We start from the raw sequence: 15,563 nt of genomic DNA on the forward strand, positions 1-15,563 counted from the left end.
CGGCCTGTGGATAACTTCCGGGTGGTGGTGATTAGCATCGGACGCCGTGAGTGACGAGTCGCTACGCGATGACCACGCCGAACTGTTGCGGCGCCGCGAACTCACCGAAGACGCGGCCCGGCCCGAGGCCGTCGAGCGCAGGCATGCGGCGAAAGCCCGCACCGCGCGAGAGAACATCGCCGACCTCGTCGACGAAGGGTCATTCGTGGAGTACGGCCGCTTCGCCATCGCCGCGCAACGTCATCGCCGTGACCTCGACGACCTGATCGCACGCACTCCGGCCGACGGCCTGGTCGCGGGCACCGCACGAATCAACGGGCCCCTCTTCGGAAATGACCGCAGCGCTTGCGCGGTGCTCTCCTACGACTACACGGTGCTGGCCGGAACGCAGGGCGCGCTGGGCCATCGCAAGAAGGACCGGCTCTTCGAGCTGATCGAGCGGATGCGCCTGCCGACCGTGTTCTTCGCCGAAGGCGGCGGCGGACGCCCCGGCGACACCGACATCCCGGTCGTCTCGGCGCTCGACGCGCGGGCATTCAAGCTGTGGGCGGCGCTGTCGGGCGTGGTGCCGCGGATCGCTGTCGTCAACGGACGCTGCTTCGCGGGCAACGCCGTCATCGCCGGGTGTTCGGACCTGATCGTGGCGACGGAGGATACGTCGATCGGCATGGGCGGTCCGGCGATGATTGCTGGCGGTGGACTGGGCGACGTCCCGCCCGACGAAGTGGGCCCGATCGGCATGCAGGCGCCCAACGGCGTGGTCGACGTCGTCGTCGCAGACGAGGCCGAGGCGGTCGCGGTGACCAAACAGTTGCTCGGCTATTTCCAGGGCAGCACCGGGCCTGGACAGGGCGGCGACCAAACCTTTTTGCGCACAATGGTTCCCGAACGTGCGCGCCGGGCATATTCGGTAGCGCCGGTGATCGAGACGCTGGCCGACCAGGGGTCGGTGACGTTCTTGCGCCCCCGATTCGCACCGGAGATGGTGACGGCGCTGGCGCGTCTTGACGGTCGCGCGGTCGGCATCATCGCCAACAACACGATGGTGATGGCCGGAGCAATCACCGCCGCGGCGGCCGACAAGGCGGCCCGCTTCTTGCAACTGTGCGACGCGTTCGGGCTGCCGGTTGTCTCGTTGGTCGACTGTCCCGGGTACATGGTGGGACCGGCGGCAGAATCCGAGGCGCTGGTCCGGCGCGCATCCCGGATGTTGGTGGCGGGTGCCGCGCTCGAGGTTCCATTGGTGGCGGTGATACTGCGCCGGGGATACGGATTGGGCGCGCAGGCGATGACCGGCGGGAGCTTGCGCGAGCCGGTGCTCACGGTGGCCTGGCCGGGCGCGCATCTGGGACCGATGGGGCTGGAGGGCGCCGTCCGGTTGGGCATGCGCAAGGAACTCGACGCGATCGCCGACGATGCCGAACGCGAGGACCGCGTCCGCGAAGCGACGGCGGCCGCGCAGGCGAATGCCAAGGCGCTCAACGCCGCTCAGTTGTTCGAGATCGACGATGTGATCGATCCGGCGGAAACCCGAGACGTCGTCATCAACACGCTGACCGCGGCCACCGCGCACGCATATCGTCGCGCCGGCCGACGATTCGTCGACACCTGGTAGCCGCCAACCCGTGGCTGGCCAAGTAAGGAGACGGTGCCGCCTGCGCCTCTCGGCGAGTGGTCGCTCGCAGCGACGAATGTGATTGGGGCCCGGGGCATGCCCGGCACCGTCGCCTCTGTCAACCACCCGCTGCGGCGCCTTATTCCGATACGAGAACGGGTGTCGGCCGCCCGCCGCCGAGCCCCCGATCCGGCGGCGGACGAGCCGACGGTCAGGCGGATTCTGCGTACGCTCGACGCTCACGCACCGGCTGGCCGTTGCGTTCCGCCAGCGACTTCAGCTGTCGCAAAGCAAACGTGCGACCGCGTCCGGCCTCGGGCACGAAGATTCCCGCCCAGAGGCCCTCGGCGCGCGGCAGCTCGCATGCTTCGCGGGCGCAGAGCCAGCGCCGCGGGCAGGCCCGGCAAATCGCCTTGGCCTCCTCGTCGGCCGACGTGGTCCACCGCTCCGGATCCCGGGTGCAAGCCCCGACGGGGATTTCGTCCCATTCCGTCGTGTTCATCAGTCTCGCTCCTATTGCGCTATCGGCGGCGAACCTGCCGCGGTGCAGAAAACGTAGCGCAGTAACCGTAGCGATGCAACAGTTATGGACGAGGTGATCGGACGTTTTTCGAAGCGATCCGTAATAAATGCAGGTGAGAGCGCCGGTCCGGGAAATGGAAGCGTAGCGTTGATGACGGTCCATCCCGGTCGTAACCACAGCATCGAGACGCCTCTGCTTCGGCACGCCAGGCCCAAGCCGTAGCACTGCGCTTGATGATGGCTACGATTACGGGGCCGTTCCGCCCCGCCCGCCCCTGAGGACCGCCGCGCCATGACCCACCCGGAGTCGAGCGACCAATCGACCGAGGCACCCGATCCCGGCATGGCCCGAGCAGGCGCGGCGGCCGCGGCGCGGCGTCGTGAACTCAACATCAGCCAGCGCAGTCTGGCCGCCGACGGCGTCATCAACGCCGGTGCCCTGATCGCGTTCGAGAAGGGCAGGAGTTGGCCGCGGGAGCGCACCCGAGCAAAGCTCGAGGAGGTGCTGCAGTGGCCGCCGGGCGCGATCGCGCGGCTCCGGCAGGGCGAACCGGTCGCCGGCTACGGCCGTACGCCGCCGACACCGCCTGCCGACGAGGCGCCCCTGATCGCGCAGGCGGTGATCACGGCGGTCAGCACGTTCGACTCGGCGATCGCGGCCCTGCCTGCGCAGGACGATCAGGAGTTCGGACCGAAGGTGACGAAGATCCTGGCCGACCTCCGCCAACTGGAGGCCGTCGCGGTCCGGGCGACTCGGATCAGCAAGGTCACCCCGTCGCTGATCAAGGCCTTGAGCGCGGTCCGGACGCGTTACGACGCTCTGATGCTGCGCGCGGCGCGGGGTCCGCAGCCGACGCTGGGCCAGCGGCTCTACGCCGCCCGCCGCGGTGCGAACCTGACGATCTCCGAAACCGCGCAAGCTGCCGGGGTGTCCGACGACGACGTGATCCACCTCGAAGCCGAACAGCCGGTGCCCGTGGCGGCCGCCGAGGCGATCGAGGCGCTCGTCGGCGAACTCGCCTGAGAGGCCGACGTCAGTACCGCTCCCGGCTGCGGTCATCGCTGCCCGGGAAGTGCTCGGCCAGCGCGGCGGCGATCTCGAGGAACCGACGCCGCGTCGCCGCTGACATCTCCGACGTCCCGTTGATGACGCCACCGGGCCGCAGGTGTCCGTCGAACGGCACCTCGATCACCTTCTGGCCTTGTCCCGAAAACTGTTGCGCCAGAATGGACCGCGTCCGTTTGTCGGCGTGCCCGTCGGAGTCGTTGAGGACGATGACCGTGCGCTCGAGCAGCCCCGTCAGGCCGCGCGCGGCCAACCAGTCCAATGTCTGGCCCGCCGCCGCGGCGCCGTCCACCCACGGTGAAGACACCACGATCAGCGCGTCCAGATCGCGCAGCGCCTCCTGGGTGACCGGCGCGTCCATCGTCGAACTGCAGTCGATGATGGAGATCGTGAAGTGGCGGTCCAACCGGGAGGTGGCTTCCCGGTAGATGGCCGGATCGAGGACGCGGCGGCGGGCCGGGGTGGCCTCGCCGGCGAGCACGAACAAGCCGGCGGCGTTGTTGCCCACCCGGCTGCGAACGTCGGCGAACGTCTCCAGATGCTGGTCGGACGCGAGCTCCCAGTAGGAGCCCTGCGCCGTGGGGTCGACGCGGCTGCCGAGCTTGCCGAACGCGGTGTCCGCATCGACGGCGACCACGCGGTCGTCCTGGCGCAGTTCGGCGAACACCGAGCCGATGCTGGCCGAGACCGTCGTCTTGCCGACCCCACCCTTGCCCATCACACCGATCTTGAAGTGGCCCCGGAGCGGGCCCCGGATCTTGGCTTCCATTTCGGCCTGCCGGATCTCGTCCGGGCCGGGTCCGAGATTCACCAGTCCGAAGGTCGCCCGGTACAGAACGAAGCGCCAGCCCCGGCTCGGCGGAACCTTGCGCGGGGGAACCAATTCGTCGGCCCTGATCCGCTCGGCATACGAACCGGTCGGCGGCGGCGCTGCCGCCGGCCGGCCTTCCGGACCGTACCCGGCGCCCGGCCAGTGGGCAGATGACGAGCCCTGCTGCTGGAGTGGGGGACCCGGCCGCTGAGGTGGGCGAGGCGGCGCCTGCCTGGCTGGCGACTGGCTCCAGGCGGGCGGGTCGGGACGGCCGATGGTGGGCACCGGCCCGGTGTCGCGCGGCGACCCCGGCGGCGGTCCGAATCGGGAAGGCGACTGACGGAAGCTGACTTCGCGGCTTTCGGGCGGCTCGGGAGCGGGATGGTCGACGGGCGGTCGCGGCGTCACCGGCGAGTGCGGGGGAGTCGCCGGATCCGGGTCGGGATCCGAGGGCTCGTAGTCGGTCTCTTCGGGGCCTGTCCAGCCGAGTTCTTTCCGCAATGCGTCATCGCGGTCGGTCACTGCGATCTCCTCCGGATGTCGGTGCGTCGGCCCCTTCTCAAGTATCAACTACGGGACCACGCGTCCCTCGAGCGTGCCACTGGCTCCTGAGGTCGCGCGCCAGCAAACACAGTAGACAAGATTTCCGTGGGGGGAGAAGCCGTCTCCGAGCAGCGCCACCAGTAACTCGAAGGACCCGAAGCGGCACCCGGAGAGCCCCGGCGCCGTTCGTCGTATCGAGGCGCGGGTAAGGCCGGCCAGAGCGTCGACTACGTTTGCCAAGACCGGTATCACGCCCTAGCGAAGGGTATTCGGTAATTAACTGGCAGCGGTGGTCGATGGCCTCCGATGGGCCCCAAAATTGGTGACGTGGGCGGCGCTGTAACGCTGGTACGCTGACGTGCGGCAAACGGGTTTACGCCGGGGGATCACCGCGACGCGGGCGTGAGCTGCGGCAAAGAAGCCGCGGACTACGTGCAGTGAATTCGACCGGCGGTTAGGTTGGTCCGGGAAATTCTCCCGGGCCGCCGGCCGGGCTGCCACGACCAGAAGTGAGGAGCGAAGATCCATGTCCGGCGAAGACCTGCGCGCCACTACCGCCCACCTTCGCGTGCTGGCGGATCGGCCATGAGCCCCGACGCGGCGCAGATCGACGACGTCGTCGGCGTCGAGGTCACGATCGACGGCATGCTGGTGATCGCCGACCGGCTGGGGCTGATGGAGTTTCCGACCGCGCTGGGAATCCGGCTGAACATTCCGCAGCCCGATCTGCGTGACCGGGTGTGGGAGCAAGTGGCCCGGGACCTGACCGAGCAAGCGGTGCTTGACGCCTTCGGCCAACCGCACCCTGAGGTGGCGGCCATGGTCGACACCTTGAGTAGGGCGGACCGGACGTTGGAAGCCCGGTGGTGGCGGCGCGACGTCGGCGGGAAGATGGTGCGTTTCGTCGTCTGCCGCAAGGGCGATAGGCATGTCGTCGCGGCGCGTGACGGTGACATGCTGGTGCTGCAGCGGATCGCCCCGCAGGTCGGGCTCGCGGGCATGGTGACGACGGTGCTGGGCTCCGCGACGGCGGCCGATGTGGAACCCCTGACGGGTATCGCCAGCAAACTGGCCGAGTGCCGAGAAGCAAACCAGATCGCTGCCTATGGCATCGCGCCGGCCTCCGCCCGGGCCTATGCCGAGATCATTGCCGAGCCGGAGAGCTGGGCAGAGATCACCGCGATCGAACGCCATCCCGGTGGCACCTTCACCCAGGCCGATGTCGCCGCCGGCGTGCTCTACTCGAGGCACGGCCGGATCGTGTCGATACCGCGCCGGGTCAGCGGCGAACTGTACGGCAGCTTCCTCCCGGGCACTCCCGAGAATCTGCAACGGGCGCTCGACGGGTTGATCGAGTTCCTGCCCTCGGGCACGTGGTTCGACCAGACCACGGACACAGCGGAATCCGGCCGGGACTGACGCGACGTGAGGAAGTCATCAGGGGTGAGGAAAGCACTGCATGGCAGGTGAGATGCCGCCAGAAAGGTTCGACGACGAGCGCGACGATCTGGTCGCGCTCGGCTCCTTCGACCGCGGCGATGCCCCCGACGACGACTCGAGCGACTCCGTCCTCGACGCACTGGCGGTCTACGCCCCGGCCGAACCCGTCGAGAACCCCGAAAGCCCCTTGTTCACCGTGACGAACCCGACCGGCACCGTCGGCGTCAGCACGTTCCTCGACGGTCGGATCAGCCAGATCGATCTGTCGCCGAAGGCTGCCGAGCTGACCGAAGCCGACCTCGCCGCCGAAGTCGTGGTCATCGCCGGCCTGGCGACCCAGGAGGCGAAGTCTGCCCAGCACGCGATGATGCTCGAGGGCATGCGGGAGCAGGGCCACGACGACGCGGCGACCCGCGACTTCCTGAGCCGCGATCTTGAGCTCCCCAGCCCGGAACAGGCCCGGGCCGAGCGTGCACGGGTGTTCGCGACAAGATATGCGGGTGACGATGACTGAGCACCTCGCCAGCCTGTTCGGTAGCGCGGTCGGCATGCTGCCCAGCGCACCCGCGCGCTCGTTCGAGATCTTCACCGAGATAACCACTCTGGACGAATCGGCCTGCGACGCGTGGGTGGGCCGCATCCGCTGCGGCGACACCGACCGGGTCACGCTTTTCCGGGCGTGGTATTCCCGCGCCAACTTCGGCCAGCTCGCCGGCTCCGCCGAGATCTCGATGAACAGCCTGAACGCGCGGGTGCCGATCGGCGGGCAGTTCGGGGACATCACCTATCCGGTCAACTCCCCGTTGTCCATCGCGATGGGTTTCGCGGTGAGCGAGGCGACAGTCGGCAACTACGCCGACGCGATGGAGGCGCTCGAGGACCTCCCGTCGGCCGGTGCCGAGCACCTGGTCTCCTGGGTGAAGGCCGTCGTCTACGGTGCGGCCGGACGTTGGACCGATGTGATCGAGCAGGTTCGCGGGGCAGCGGGCTGGCCCGACAAGTTCCTCGCGGCGGCCGCAGGTGTGGCACACGGTGTCGCCGCGGCCAACCTGGGCCTGTTCACCGAGGCCGAGCGCCGCCTGACCGAGTCGAACTCCTCGCCCGCGGGAGAAGCATGCGCACCCGCCATCGCGTGGTTCCTGGCGATGACCCGTCGCAGCCAGGGCAACGAAGACGCCGCGGTGGCGCTGCTGGAATGGCTGCAGGCTACCCATCCAGAGCCGAAAGTCACTGAAGCGCTGCGGGATCCGGCGTACCGGCTGACCACGACGACCGCGGAGAAGATCGCCGCCCGCAAGGACCCGTGGGACCCCACGAGCGTGGAGGCCGACACCGCGGGCCGTGACCGGCTGTTGGCCGAGGCGGAGGCGGAACTGGACCGCCAGATCGGGCTGGCGCGGGTCAAGGAACAGATCGAGGCGTACCGCGCCGCCACGCAGATGGCGAAGATCCGCGCGGCGCGCGGCATGAAGGTCGCGCAAGCCTCGAAGCACATGATCTTCGCCGGGCCGCCCGGCACGGGGAAGACGACGATCGCCCGCGTGGTGGCCAACATCCTGGCCGGCCTCGGCGTGATCGCCGAGCCGAAACTCGTCGAGTCCTCCCGCAAGGATTTCGTCGCCGAATACGAGGGGCAGTCGGCGGTCAAGACCAGCCGAACCATCGACCGCGCCGTCGGTGGTGTGCTGTTCATCGACGAGGCCTACACGCTGGTGCAGGAGCGTGACGGGCGTGCCGACCCGTTCGGCACCGAGGCGCTGGACACGCTGCTGGCCCGGATGGAGAACGACCGCGACCGGCTGGTGGTCATCATCGCCGGCTACAGCGCGGACATCGACCGGCTGCTGGAGTCCAACGACGGCCTGCGGTCACGTTTCGCCACCCGGATCGAGTTCGACTCGTACACCCCCGACGAGATCGTAGATATCGCCAAAGTCATTGCCAAGGCGAATGATTCGGCGCTCGACGAAGATGCCGCGAAACGGGTACTGGAGGCCGCCACGCTGCTGAGCCAGCGGACGCTGAACGGCAAACCCGCGCTCGACATCGCGGGCAACGGCCGTTACGCCCGCCAACTCGTCGAGGCCGGTGAACAGAACCGCGACATGCGGTTGGCCCGCTCGCTCGACATCGACAGCCTCGACGTCGAACAGCTCAGCGAGATCAACGGTGATGACATGGCCGCCGCCATCGGCGCGGTGCACGCACGTCTGAGCATCGGCGAGTAGGCATGGCGGGATTCCGGCTCACCACCAAGGTGCAGGTCAGCGGGTGGCGCTTCCTGCTGCGGCGCGTCGAGCACGCGATCGTGCGGCGGGACACCCGGATGTTCGACGACCCGCTGCAGTTCTACAGCCGCGCCGTGTCCGCCGGCGTGATCATCGCGGTGCTGATCTGTCTTGGCGCCGCGCTGTTGGCGTACTTCAAGCCGCTCGGAAAGCGCAGCGGCGACACCCTTCTCGTCGACCGCAGCACCAATCAGCTCTATGTTGTACTGCCGGACAGCGGACAGTTGCGGCCGGTGTACAACCTGACCTCGGCGCGGCTGGTTCTCGGCAATACGGGAACGCCGTCAGCGGTCAAGTCCGACGAGCTGAACCGGATGCCCAAGGGGCAGCCCATCGGAATCCCCGGCGCCCCGTACGCGACACCGGTCGGTGGCGCGAATTCGATGTGGACGCTGTGCGACACCGTCACCAAGCCGGAAAGCGTGGCGCCGGCACTGGAGACGTCGGTGATCGTGCGACCGCTGGCGACCGATGCGTCGGTCGGACCGATGCGACCCAACCAGGGCATGCTGGTGTCTTACGAGAACGAGAGCTGGCTGGTCACCGAAACCGGCAGGCACGACATCGATCTCGCCGATCGCGCGATCACCTCGGCGGTCGGCATCCCGGTCACCGCCAAGGCGACACCGATCTCGGAGGGCCTGTTCAACGCCCTGCCCAACGCAGGACCGTGGCGGCTCCCGGAGATTCCGTTCGCGGGTGCTCCGAATTCGGTCGGCTTGCCGCCCAATCTTGTGATCGGTGCGGTGTTCAAGGCGCTCACCGAAGACGGCGAACAGCATTTCGTGGTGTTGCCCGACGGGGTTGCGCGGGTCAACGACACCACCGCCGCAGCCATCCGCGCCACCGATTCGTTCGGCCTGGTCACGCCGCCGCCGGTGGCGGCGAGTGTGGTCGCGAGGATCCCCGAGCAGGTGTTCGCCTCACCGCTGCCCGCCGAGCCTCTGGACATTTTGTTGCGCGAGGACGCCCCGACGCTGTGCTGGGCCTGGCAACGGGAACCGGGCGACCAGGCCCCGAAGACGACGGTGATCTCCGGTCGCCATCTGCCGATCCCGGCATCGGCGATGAACACCGGGATCAAGCAGATCGGCGGCGACGCAACGGTTTACATCGACGGCGGACAGTACATCCGGCTGCAGTCGCCCGATCCCCGGTACGGGGAGAGCCTGTATTACGTCGACCCGCAGGGCGTGCGCTACGGCCTACCCAACGAGGACACCGGGAACACGCTCGGGTTGAGCGGGCCGACGACAGCACCGTGGCAGGTGGTCGGCCTTCTGGTCGACGGACCGGTGCTGTCGAAGGAGGCGGCGCTCATCGAACACGACACCCTGCCACCGGATCCCAACCCCCGTAAGGTCGGCGACGGCTCCGCAGGTGCGGCCCAGCCGGCCACGTCCCAGACCGGAGGCGGCCGATGACTACGAAGAAATTCACCCCGGTCATCAAGCGCGGACCGCGGCTGACACCGGGTGAAATCAACGTCGCGCCGCCCGACGACCTCGGCGTCGAGATCCCGCCGTCGGGCATTCAGAAGGCGCTGCCCTGGGTGATGGGCGGCGGCATGCTCGGAATGATCGCGATCATGATCTTCACCGGCATTCGGCAGCTCTCGCCGTACATGCTGATGATGCCGCTGATGATGATCATGGCCACGGTCGGGTTCATGGCGGGTGGCGGGCCGGGCGGCAAGCGGGTGCCCGAAATCAACGCCGACCGTAAGGAGTACCTGCGCTATCTGTCCGGGCTGCGTACCCGGGTCACGTCGTCGGCAGCGGCACAGGTGACGTTCTTCAACTATCACGCGCCACATCCGGCGGACCTGTTGTCGATCATCGGCACGAACCGCCAGTGGTCCCGGCAGACCAACGCCGACTTCTACACCGCGACTCGGGTCGGGCTGGGCGCCGAACCCGCGGTCGACCGGCTGCTCAAGCCCGCCGTCGGCGGCGAGTTGGCGGGCCCGCAGGGAGCGCCACAGCCGCACCTGGAGCCGGTGAGCCACATGTGGGTGACGAAGTTCCTGCGCACGCACGGACTGATCCACGATTGCCCGAAGCTGTTGCAGCTGCGCACATTTCCGACCATTGCCGTCGGCGGCGACCCTGGGGGAGCCGCGGGCTTGCTGACCGCCATGATCTGCCACCTCGCGGTCTTCCATCCGCCGGACCTGCTGCAGATGCGGGTGCTCACCGACAACCCCGAGGACCCGAACTGGGCGTGGCTCAAGTGGTTGCCGCATGTGCAGCATCAGAGCGACACCGACGCGGCGGGACCGACCCGGATGATCTTCACCCGCCCCGACGGCCTCAGCGACCTGACCGCCCGCGGCCCGCACACCGCGGACGCAGCGCCGAGCGGACCCTACGTCGTGGTCTTCGACCTCACTGGCGGCAAGGCCGGTTTCCCGGTCGACGGCCGGGCCGGCGCGACCGTCATCACACTCGGCAACCACCGCGGCTCGGTGTACCGGATCCGCGTGGCGGCCGACGGCACTGCCGATGATCGCTTGCCCAATCAGACATTCCGGCTGATCACCTCGACGGTCGACCACATGACAGCCGACCAGGCCAGTCGCGTCGCGCGGAAGCTGGCCGGGTGGTCGATCACCGGCACGATCATCGACAAGAGCGTACGGGTGCAGAAGAAGGTCGCCACCGAATGGCACCAGCTGGTCGGCGCGCAGACTATCGAGGAGGTGACTCCTGCGCGGTGGCGGATGTTCAGCGACACCGACCGCGACCGGTTGCGCATCCCGTTCGGCCACGAGCTCAAGACCGGCGACATCATGCACCTCGACATCAAGGAGGGCGCCGAGTTCGGTGCCGGTCCGCACGGAATGCTTATCGGCACAACGGGTTCGGGTAAATCAGAGTTTCTCCGGACGCTGATCCTGTCATTGGCCGCCACGCACCACCCGGATCAGGTCAACCTCCTGCTCACCGACTTCAAGGGCGGCTCGACGTTCCTCGGCATGGAGAAATTGCCCCACACCGCGGCCGTCGTCACCAACATGGAAGAAGAAGCCGAACTGGTCAGCCGGATGGGCGAAGTGCTGTCCGGCGAATTGGATCGCAGACAGTCGATCCTGCGGCAGGCTGGTATGCAAGTCGGTGCGGCGGGCGCGCTGTCCGGTGTCGCCGAGTACGAGAAGCATCGCGAGCGGGGCACCGATCTGCCGCCCTTACCAACGCTTTTCGTGGTGGTCGACGAGTTCGCCGAGCTGCTGCAGAACCACCCGGACTTCATCGGGCTGTTCGACCGCATCTGCCGTGTCGGCCGGTCGCTGCGTGTGCATCTGCTGTTGGCCACCCAGTCGCTGAATACCGGCGGCGTGCGGATCGACAAGCTCGAACCGAACCTCACTTACCGGATCGCGCTGCGCACCACGAGTTCTGCGGAGTCCAAGGCGGTGATCGGAACGCCTGAGGCGCAGTACATCACCAACAAGGAGAGCGGTGTCGGTTTCGTCCGTGTTGGCATGGAGGACCCGGTGAAGTTCCAGAGCGTCTACACCGGTGTGCCCTATACGCCGACGGCTACGCAAAGGGACGACGGCGAATCGAAGCCACGGACCAACGGTCAGAGCCGACTGCAGATCCGCCCGTTCACCGCGGCGCCGATCCTCGACGCGACGGCGGTGACATCTTGAGCGTCCAACCCGAGCAGCGCGTCCTACGCGAGGTCGTCCTCGACCAGCTGACCACCGGCGAGACCCGGGCCTATCGAATGTGGTTGCCGCCGTTGGCCGATCCCACCCCGGTCAACGAACTCATCGAACGCGATGAGCAGCGCGGGCCGTTGCGGTTCGGGCTGGGAATCATGGACGAGCCGCGAAGGCACCGCCAGGAGGTGTGGGGCATCGACACGTCGTCAGCCGGCGGCAACATCGCTGTCGGTGGCGCCCCGCAGACCGGTAAGTCGACATTCCTGCAGACGCTGCTGCTGTCGGCCGCCGCGTCGCACACGCCGCGTCAGGTGCAGTTTTACTGCGTGGACCTCGGCGGTGGCGGCCTCATGTACCTCGAGGATCTGCCGCACGTCGGCGGGGTGGCGACCAGGTCCGAGCCCGACCGGGTGAACCGCGTGGTCGCCGAGATGAAAGCCGTTCTGCGGCAACGCGAAGCAACCTTCAAGCAGTACCGCGTCGGCTCGATGGCTGCCTACCGCCAGATGCGTGATGATCCGAACCACCCCGCGGCGGCCGATCCGTTCGGCGACGTGTTCCTGGTGATCGACGGCTGGACCGTGTTCGTTAGCGAATTCCCTGACCTCGAGCCGCTCGTGCAGGACATCGCGGGCCAAGGATTGGCGTATGGCGTACACACGGTGATATCAACGCCGCGGTGGACGGAACTCAGATCCCGCGTCCGCGACTACCTGGGCACCAAGGTCGAGTTCCGGCTCGGCGACGTGAACGAGACCCAGGTCGACCGCATCACCCGCGAGATCCCGGCCAACCGACCCGGACGCGCGGTCTCGATGGAGAAGCATCACCTGATGATCGGGGTGCCGAGGCTCGACGGCGTGCACAGCGCGGAGGAGCTCGTGCCTGCGCTGACGACCGCCGTTCAGCAGGTAGCGGCAAGGCACACCGACGAGGCTCCGCGCGTTCGGGTGCTGCCAGAACGCGTCTACCTTCACGAGCTGGACCCACAACCGCCGGGCCCGGACGCGGACTATCGGACCCGCTGGACGATTCCGCTTGGCGTGCGCGAATCGGACCTGACAGTGGCCTACAACCACATGTACAACACACCGCACCAACTCATCTTCGGGGCGGCGAAGTCGGGTAAGACCCGTATCGCGCATGCGTTGGCGCGGTCGATCTGCGCACGCAACAGTCCCGATCAGGTTCGATTCATGGTCGCCGACTACCGGTCCGGCCTGCTTGATGCGGTGCCCGAGAGCCATCTGCTCGCCGCCGGAGCCATCAACCGGAATCATGCGACGCTCGAAGATTCGATCAAAGCGTTGGCCGTCAACCTGAAAAAGCGGTTACCGCCGTCGGACTTGACGGCGGCTCAGCTGCGATCGCGGTCGTGGTGGACCGGGCCAGATGTGGTGCTCCTGGTCGACGACTGGCACATGATCGTGGCCGCCGGCGGCATGCTGCCGCCGATGGCACCACTTGCGCCGCTGCTACCTGCCGCAGCAGATATCGGTCTGCACATCATCGCGACCTGCCAGATGAGCCAGGCGCATCGGTCGACAATGGACAAGTTTGTAGGCGTCGTATACGGGGCGGGCACCCCCACGATGTTCCTATCAGGTGAGAAGCAGGACTTCCCCTCGCGCGAGATCACCGTCAAGCGTCGGCCCCCTGGCCAGGCGTTTCTCGTCACGCCCGACGGCAGGGAGGTGATCCAGGCCGCCTATGTGGACGGCCCTGAAGAAGTGTCATGAGCACCATTGGGGGGCGGTTAGTATCAATCCAGACTGTTCAGCAAAGTTGGCAAACGACGTCAGCAAAGGGGTCGGGGACCGCCGACGGTACCACTTGGCTACGCCCGCATAGGGCCGCACAGCGGTGCAGCCCGACGACGATTGTTTCCGCAGCAATAAGGAGTAGGAGCAAATGGAACCTTTGAGTGTCAATCCCGGCGTCGCTGCCATCGGCACGCAGGTCGTCGCGAATGGTGTCCGCGGACTGGCGGCTGGCACTGCAGCGACCGCAGAGGTCACCGCGCTGGTGCCGGCGGGAGCGGAGGAAGTGTCGGTGCATGCGGTGGCGGCGTTCGCTGCCGAAGGCGTGCAGACTCTCGGGATCAACGCGCTGGCCCAGGAAGAGTTGTCGCGCGCTGGCGCCGCATACATTCAGGCCGCGGGCACCTACGAGGCGGTCGACGCCGCCAACGCCGCCGGACTCGTCTAACCAATTCAGGTCGAATACCCGGTCCATCGATATGGCTACAGTTCCCGTATTGGTCCCGCCCATCTGGGCGGCCCTGCCCCCGGAGGTCAACACCTCGAGGTTGATGTTCGGGGCGGGCGCTGCGCCGATGCTGCAGGCCGCCGCGGGTTGGGAAGCGCTTGCCATCTCGTTGGAGGCGCAGGCCGACGAATTGGCCGGGAGTATGTCGTCTCTGGCGTCGGCGTGGACGGGAATGGCAAGCGAACGCGCGATTTCAGCAACCCTTCCGATGGTGATATGGCTACGGATGCTGTCGCTGCAGGCGATGAAGCGTTCGCTGCAGGCGGCGGCGCAGGCGACGGCGTACACCGCCGCGATGGCAACGACGCCGCCGCTGGCCGAGATCGAACTCAACCACATTACCCACGGGGTGTTGGAGGCCACCAACTTCCTCGAGATCAACCGGCTGCCGATCACGCTGAACGAACTCGACTACGTCCGGATGTGGGATCAGGCCGCGGCGGTGATGGATGCCTATCAGGCCGAGACGGTGGTCAACACGACGTTCGAGCCCATCGTGATGCCGAAGCCCATCGTGATTCCCGGCGTGGCCGAAGCCGCAACGGGCGTTGCGCTGGGCAACGCCGCAGCGACGGCCCCGACGGCGATGATGCGGAATGCCACGTTCACCAAGGTCAGCGCCGAGGGAAAAGCGCGGTCGGTCGCCCTTCAGACCGGGCGTGCCGCCTCGGCCGCCAATCAAGGTGTGGCGCATGCCAGTTCGGACGCAAAGCGGGCGGGCGACTTCTCGTCGTCCGGCCAGCTGCAAGATCAGATGGTCCAGCAGGGGATGCAGCAGGGCGTTCAGATGGCGATGCAGATGGGTTCCTCGCTCGGGCAGCTACCGCAGCAGTTGATGCAGGGTGTGACGCAGCCGTTTCAGCAGCTGACGCAACCGCTGCAGCAGGTGTCATCGCTGTTCGGCCAGATGAGCGGCATGAGTGGAAGCAAGGGGGCTCAGGTCGGCCTGATCGGTGCTTCGCCGTTTTCCAATCACCCGGCAATCGGTGGAAACGGCCCGACGTCGGGGGCTGGACTGGTCCGAGCCGCCTCGCTGCCCGGAGCCGGCGGTACAGCGATCCGTACGCCGTTGATGGCCAACCTCATCGGTCTGCAGAACGTGTCGCCGGTGTCCGTTTCGCCGGGGGCTGCTGCGGGCGCGGCCGCTGCGGGGCTGGCTCCGGTAGGTGCGGGGATGGGCACCGGCGGTCCGATGGGGATGCTGGGGCAACGCTCGAAAAGCGGTGGCTCCAAGTCGGGCCGGACCGCCCCGTCGCCGCTCCCGCAAAAACTCGACGAGGACGATGAGGACGACTGGTAGCAGTCACCGATGGACTTCGCGGCCACCGGGCCGGAAGGCT

12 protein-coding genes are annotated in these 15,563 nt (G+C 67.6%); 10 read left to right on the top strand and 2 right to left on the bottom strand.

Annotated elements, in window-relative coordinates; genetic code table 11:
• The first annotated feature begins 46 nt into the window (after positions 1 to 46).
• Positions 47 to 1,615: an acyl-CoA carboxylase subunit beta gene (locus tag G6N18_RS16215; RefSeq protein WP_083000116.1), complete on the top strand. Its 1,569-nt coding sequence runs from the start codon at positions 47 to 49 to the stop codon at positions 1,613 to 1,615.
• Positions 1,616 to 1,826: 211 nt separating this feature from the next.
• Here the strand turns inward: G6N18_RS16215 and G6N18_RS16220 are convergent, their stop codons facing one another.
• On the bottom strand, positions 1,827 to 2,117 hold the full coding sequence (locus G6N18_RS16220) for a WhiB family transcriptional regulator (RefSeq protein ID WP_059165408.1): 291 nt from the start codon (positions 2,115 to 2,117) through the stop codon (positions 1,827 to 1,829).
• A 312-nt stretch (positions 2,118 to 2,429) separates the two neighbouring features.
• Here G6N18_RS16220 and G6N18_RS16225 point away from each other — a divergent pair, with 312 nt between their 5' ends.
• Positions 2,430 to 3,161, top strand: a complete 732-nt coding sequence (locus G6N18_RS16225) for a helix-turn-helix domain-containing protein (RefSeq protein WP_083000117.1) — start codon at positions 2,430 to 2,432, stop codon at positions 3,159 to 3,161.
• A 10-nt stretch (positions 3,162 to 3,171) separates the two neighbouring features.
• On the opposite strand, the gene G6N18_RS16230 is transcribed toward G6N18_RS16225, so the two are convergent.
• Complete coding sequence (locus G6N18_RS16230) at positions 3,172 to 4,536, bottom strand: MinD/ParA family ATP-binding protein (RefSeq protein ID WP_083000118.1); 1,365 nt, start codon at positions 4,534 to 4,536, stop codon at positions 3,172 to 3,174.
• 606 nt (positions 4,537 to 5,142) lie between these two features.
• On the opposite strand from G6N18_RS16230, the gene G6N18_RS16235 reads away from it, so the two are divergent.
• The 8 genes from G6N18_RS16235 to G6N18_RS16270 all read left to right on the top strand — a co-directional run bounded on the left by G6N18_RS16235 (position 5,143) and on the right by G6N18_RS16270 (position 15,523).
• Positions 5,143 to 5,976, top strand: coding sequence for an ESX secretion-associated protein EspG (locus tag G6N18_RS16235; RefSeq protein WP_083000119.1), 834 nt, complete (start codon positions 5,143 to 5,145; stop codon positions 5,974 to 5,976).
• Between the two features lie 40 nt (positions 5,977 to 6,016).
• Positions 6,017 to 6,511, top strand: coding sequence for a secretion protein EspD (locus G6N18_RS16240; RefSeq protein ID WP_083000120.1), 495 nt, complete (start codon positions 6,017 to 6,019; stop codon positions 6,509 to 6,511).
• Entirely contained in the window at positions 6,504 to 8,225 is a 1,722-nt protein-coding gene (gene eccA, locus G6N18_RS16245; RefSeq protein ID WP_083000258.1) for a type VII secretion AAA-ATPase EccA, read from the top strand. Before G6N18_RS16240 ends, eccA begins: the two co-directional genes overlap by 8 nt.
• Before the next feature lie 2 nt (positions 8,226 to 8,227).
• Positions 8,228 to 9,709, top strand: a complete 1,482-nt coding sequence (gene eccB, locus G6N18_RS16250; protein ID WP_083000121.1) for a type VII secretion protein EccB — start codon at positions 8,228 to 8,230, stop codon at positions 9,707 to 9,709.
• On the top strand, positions 9,706 to 11,940 hold the full coding sequence (eccCa, locus tag G6N18_RS16255; RefSeq protein WP_083000122.1) for a type VII secretion protein EccCa: 2,235 nt from the start codon (positions 9,706 to 9,708) through the stop codon (positions 11,938 to 11,940). The genes eccB and eccCa overlap by 4 nt, the downstream gene beginning before the upstream one ends.
• The gene (gene eccCb, locus G6N18_RS16260; protein WP_083000123.1) at positions 11,937 to 13,694 is read left to right on the top strand and encodes a type VII secretion protein EccCb; all 1,758 of its coding nucleotides are present in this window, start codon (positions 11,937 to 11,939) and stop codon (positions 13,692 to 13,694) included. Before eccCa ends, eccCb begins: the two co-directional genes overlap by 4 nt.
• A 172-nt stretch (positions 13,695 to 13,866) precedes the next feature.
• Positions 13,867 to 14,163 carry a PE family protein gene (locus tag G6N18_RS16265; protein WP_067225316.1) on the top strand — a complete coding sequence of 99 codons (297 nt, stop codon included), beginning with the start codon at positions 13,867 to 13,869 and terminating at the stop codon, positions 14,161 to 14,163.
• Positions 14,164 to 14,194: 31 nt separating this feature from the next.
• Positions 14,195 to 15,523, top strand: a complete 1,329-nt coding sequence (locus G6N18_RS16270; RefSeq protein ID WP_083000124.1) for a PPE family protein — start codon at positions 14,195 to 14,197, stop codon at positions 15,521 to 15,523.
• Positions 15,524 to 15,563: the final 40 nt, after the last annotated feature.

Source organism: Mycolicibacterium celeriflavum (assembly GCF_010731795.1).
In the GTDB taxonomy this organism is placed as follows: Bacteria; Actinomycetota; Actinomycetes; order Mycobacteriales; family Mycobacteriaceae; genus Mycobacterium; species Mycobacterium celeriflavum.

Coding starts and splice junctions, on each gene's coding strand:
- G6N18_RS16220 (WP_059165408.1), bottom strand. CDS start 2,117: ATGAACACGACGGAATGGGACGAAATCCCCGTCGGGGCTTGCACCCGG.
- G6N18_RS16225 (WP_083000117.1), top strand. CDS start 2,430: ATGACCCACCCGGAGTCGAGCGACCAATCGACCGAGGCACCCGATCCC.
- G6N18_RS16235 (WP_083000119.1), top strand. CDS start 5,143: ATGAGCCCCGACGCGGCGCAGATCGACGACGTCGTCGGCGTCGAGGTC.
- G6N18_RS16240 (WP_083000120.1), top strand. CDS start 6,017: ATGGCAGGTGAGATGCCGCCAGAAAGGTTCGACGACGAGCGCGACGAT.
- eccA (WP_083000258.1), top strand. CDS start 6,504: ATGACTGAGCACCTCGCCAGCCTGTTCGGTAGCGCGGTCGGCATGCTG.
- eccB (WP_083000121.1), top strand. CDS start 8,228: ATGGCGGGATTCCGGCTCACCACCAAGGTGCAGGTCAGCGGGTGGCGC.
- eccCa (WP_083000122.1), top strand. CDS start 9,706: ATGACTACGAAGAAATTCACCCCGGTCATCAAGCGCGGACCGCGGCTG.
- G6N18_RS16265 (WP_067225316.1), top strand. CDS start 13,867: ATGGAACCTTTGAGTGTCAATCCCGGCGTCGCTGCCATCGGCACGCAG.
- G6N18_RS16270 (WP_083000124.1), top strand. CDS start 14,195: ATGGCTACAGTTCCCGTATTGGTCCCGCCCATCTGGGCGGCCCTGCCC.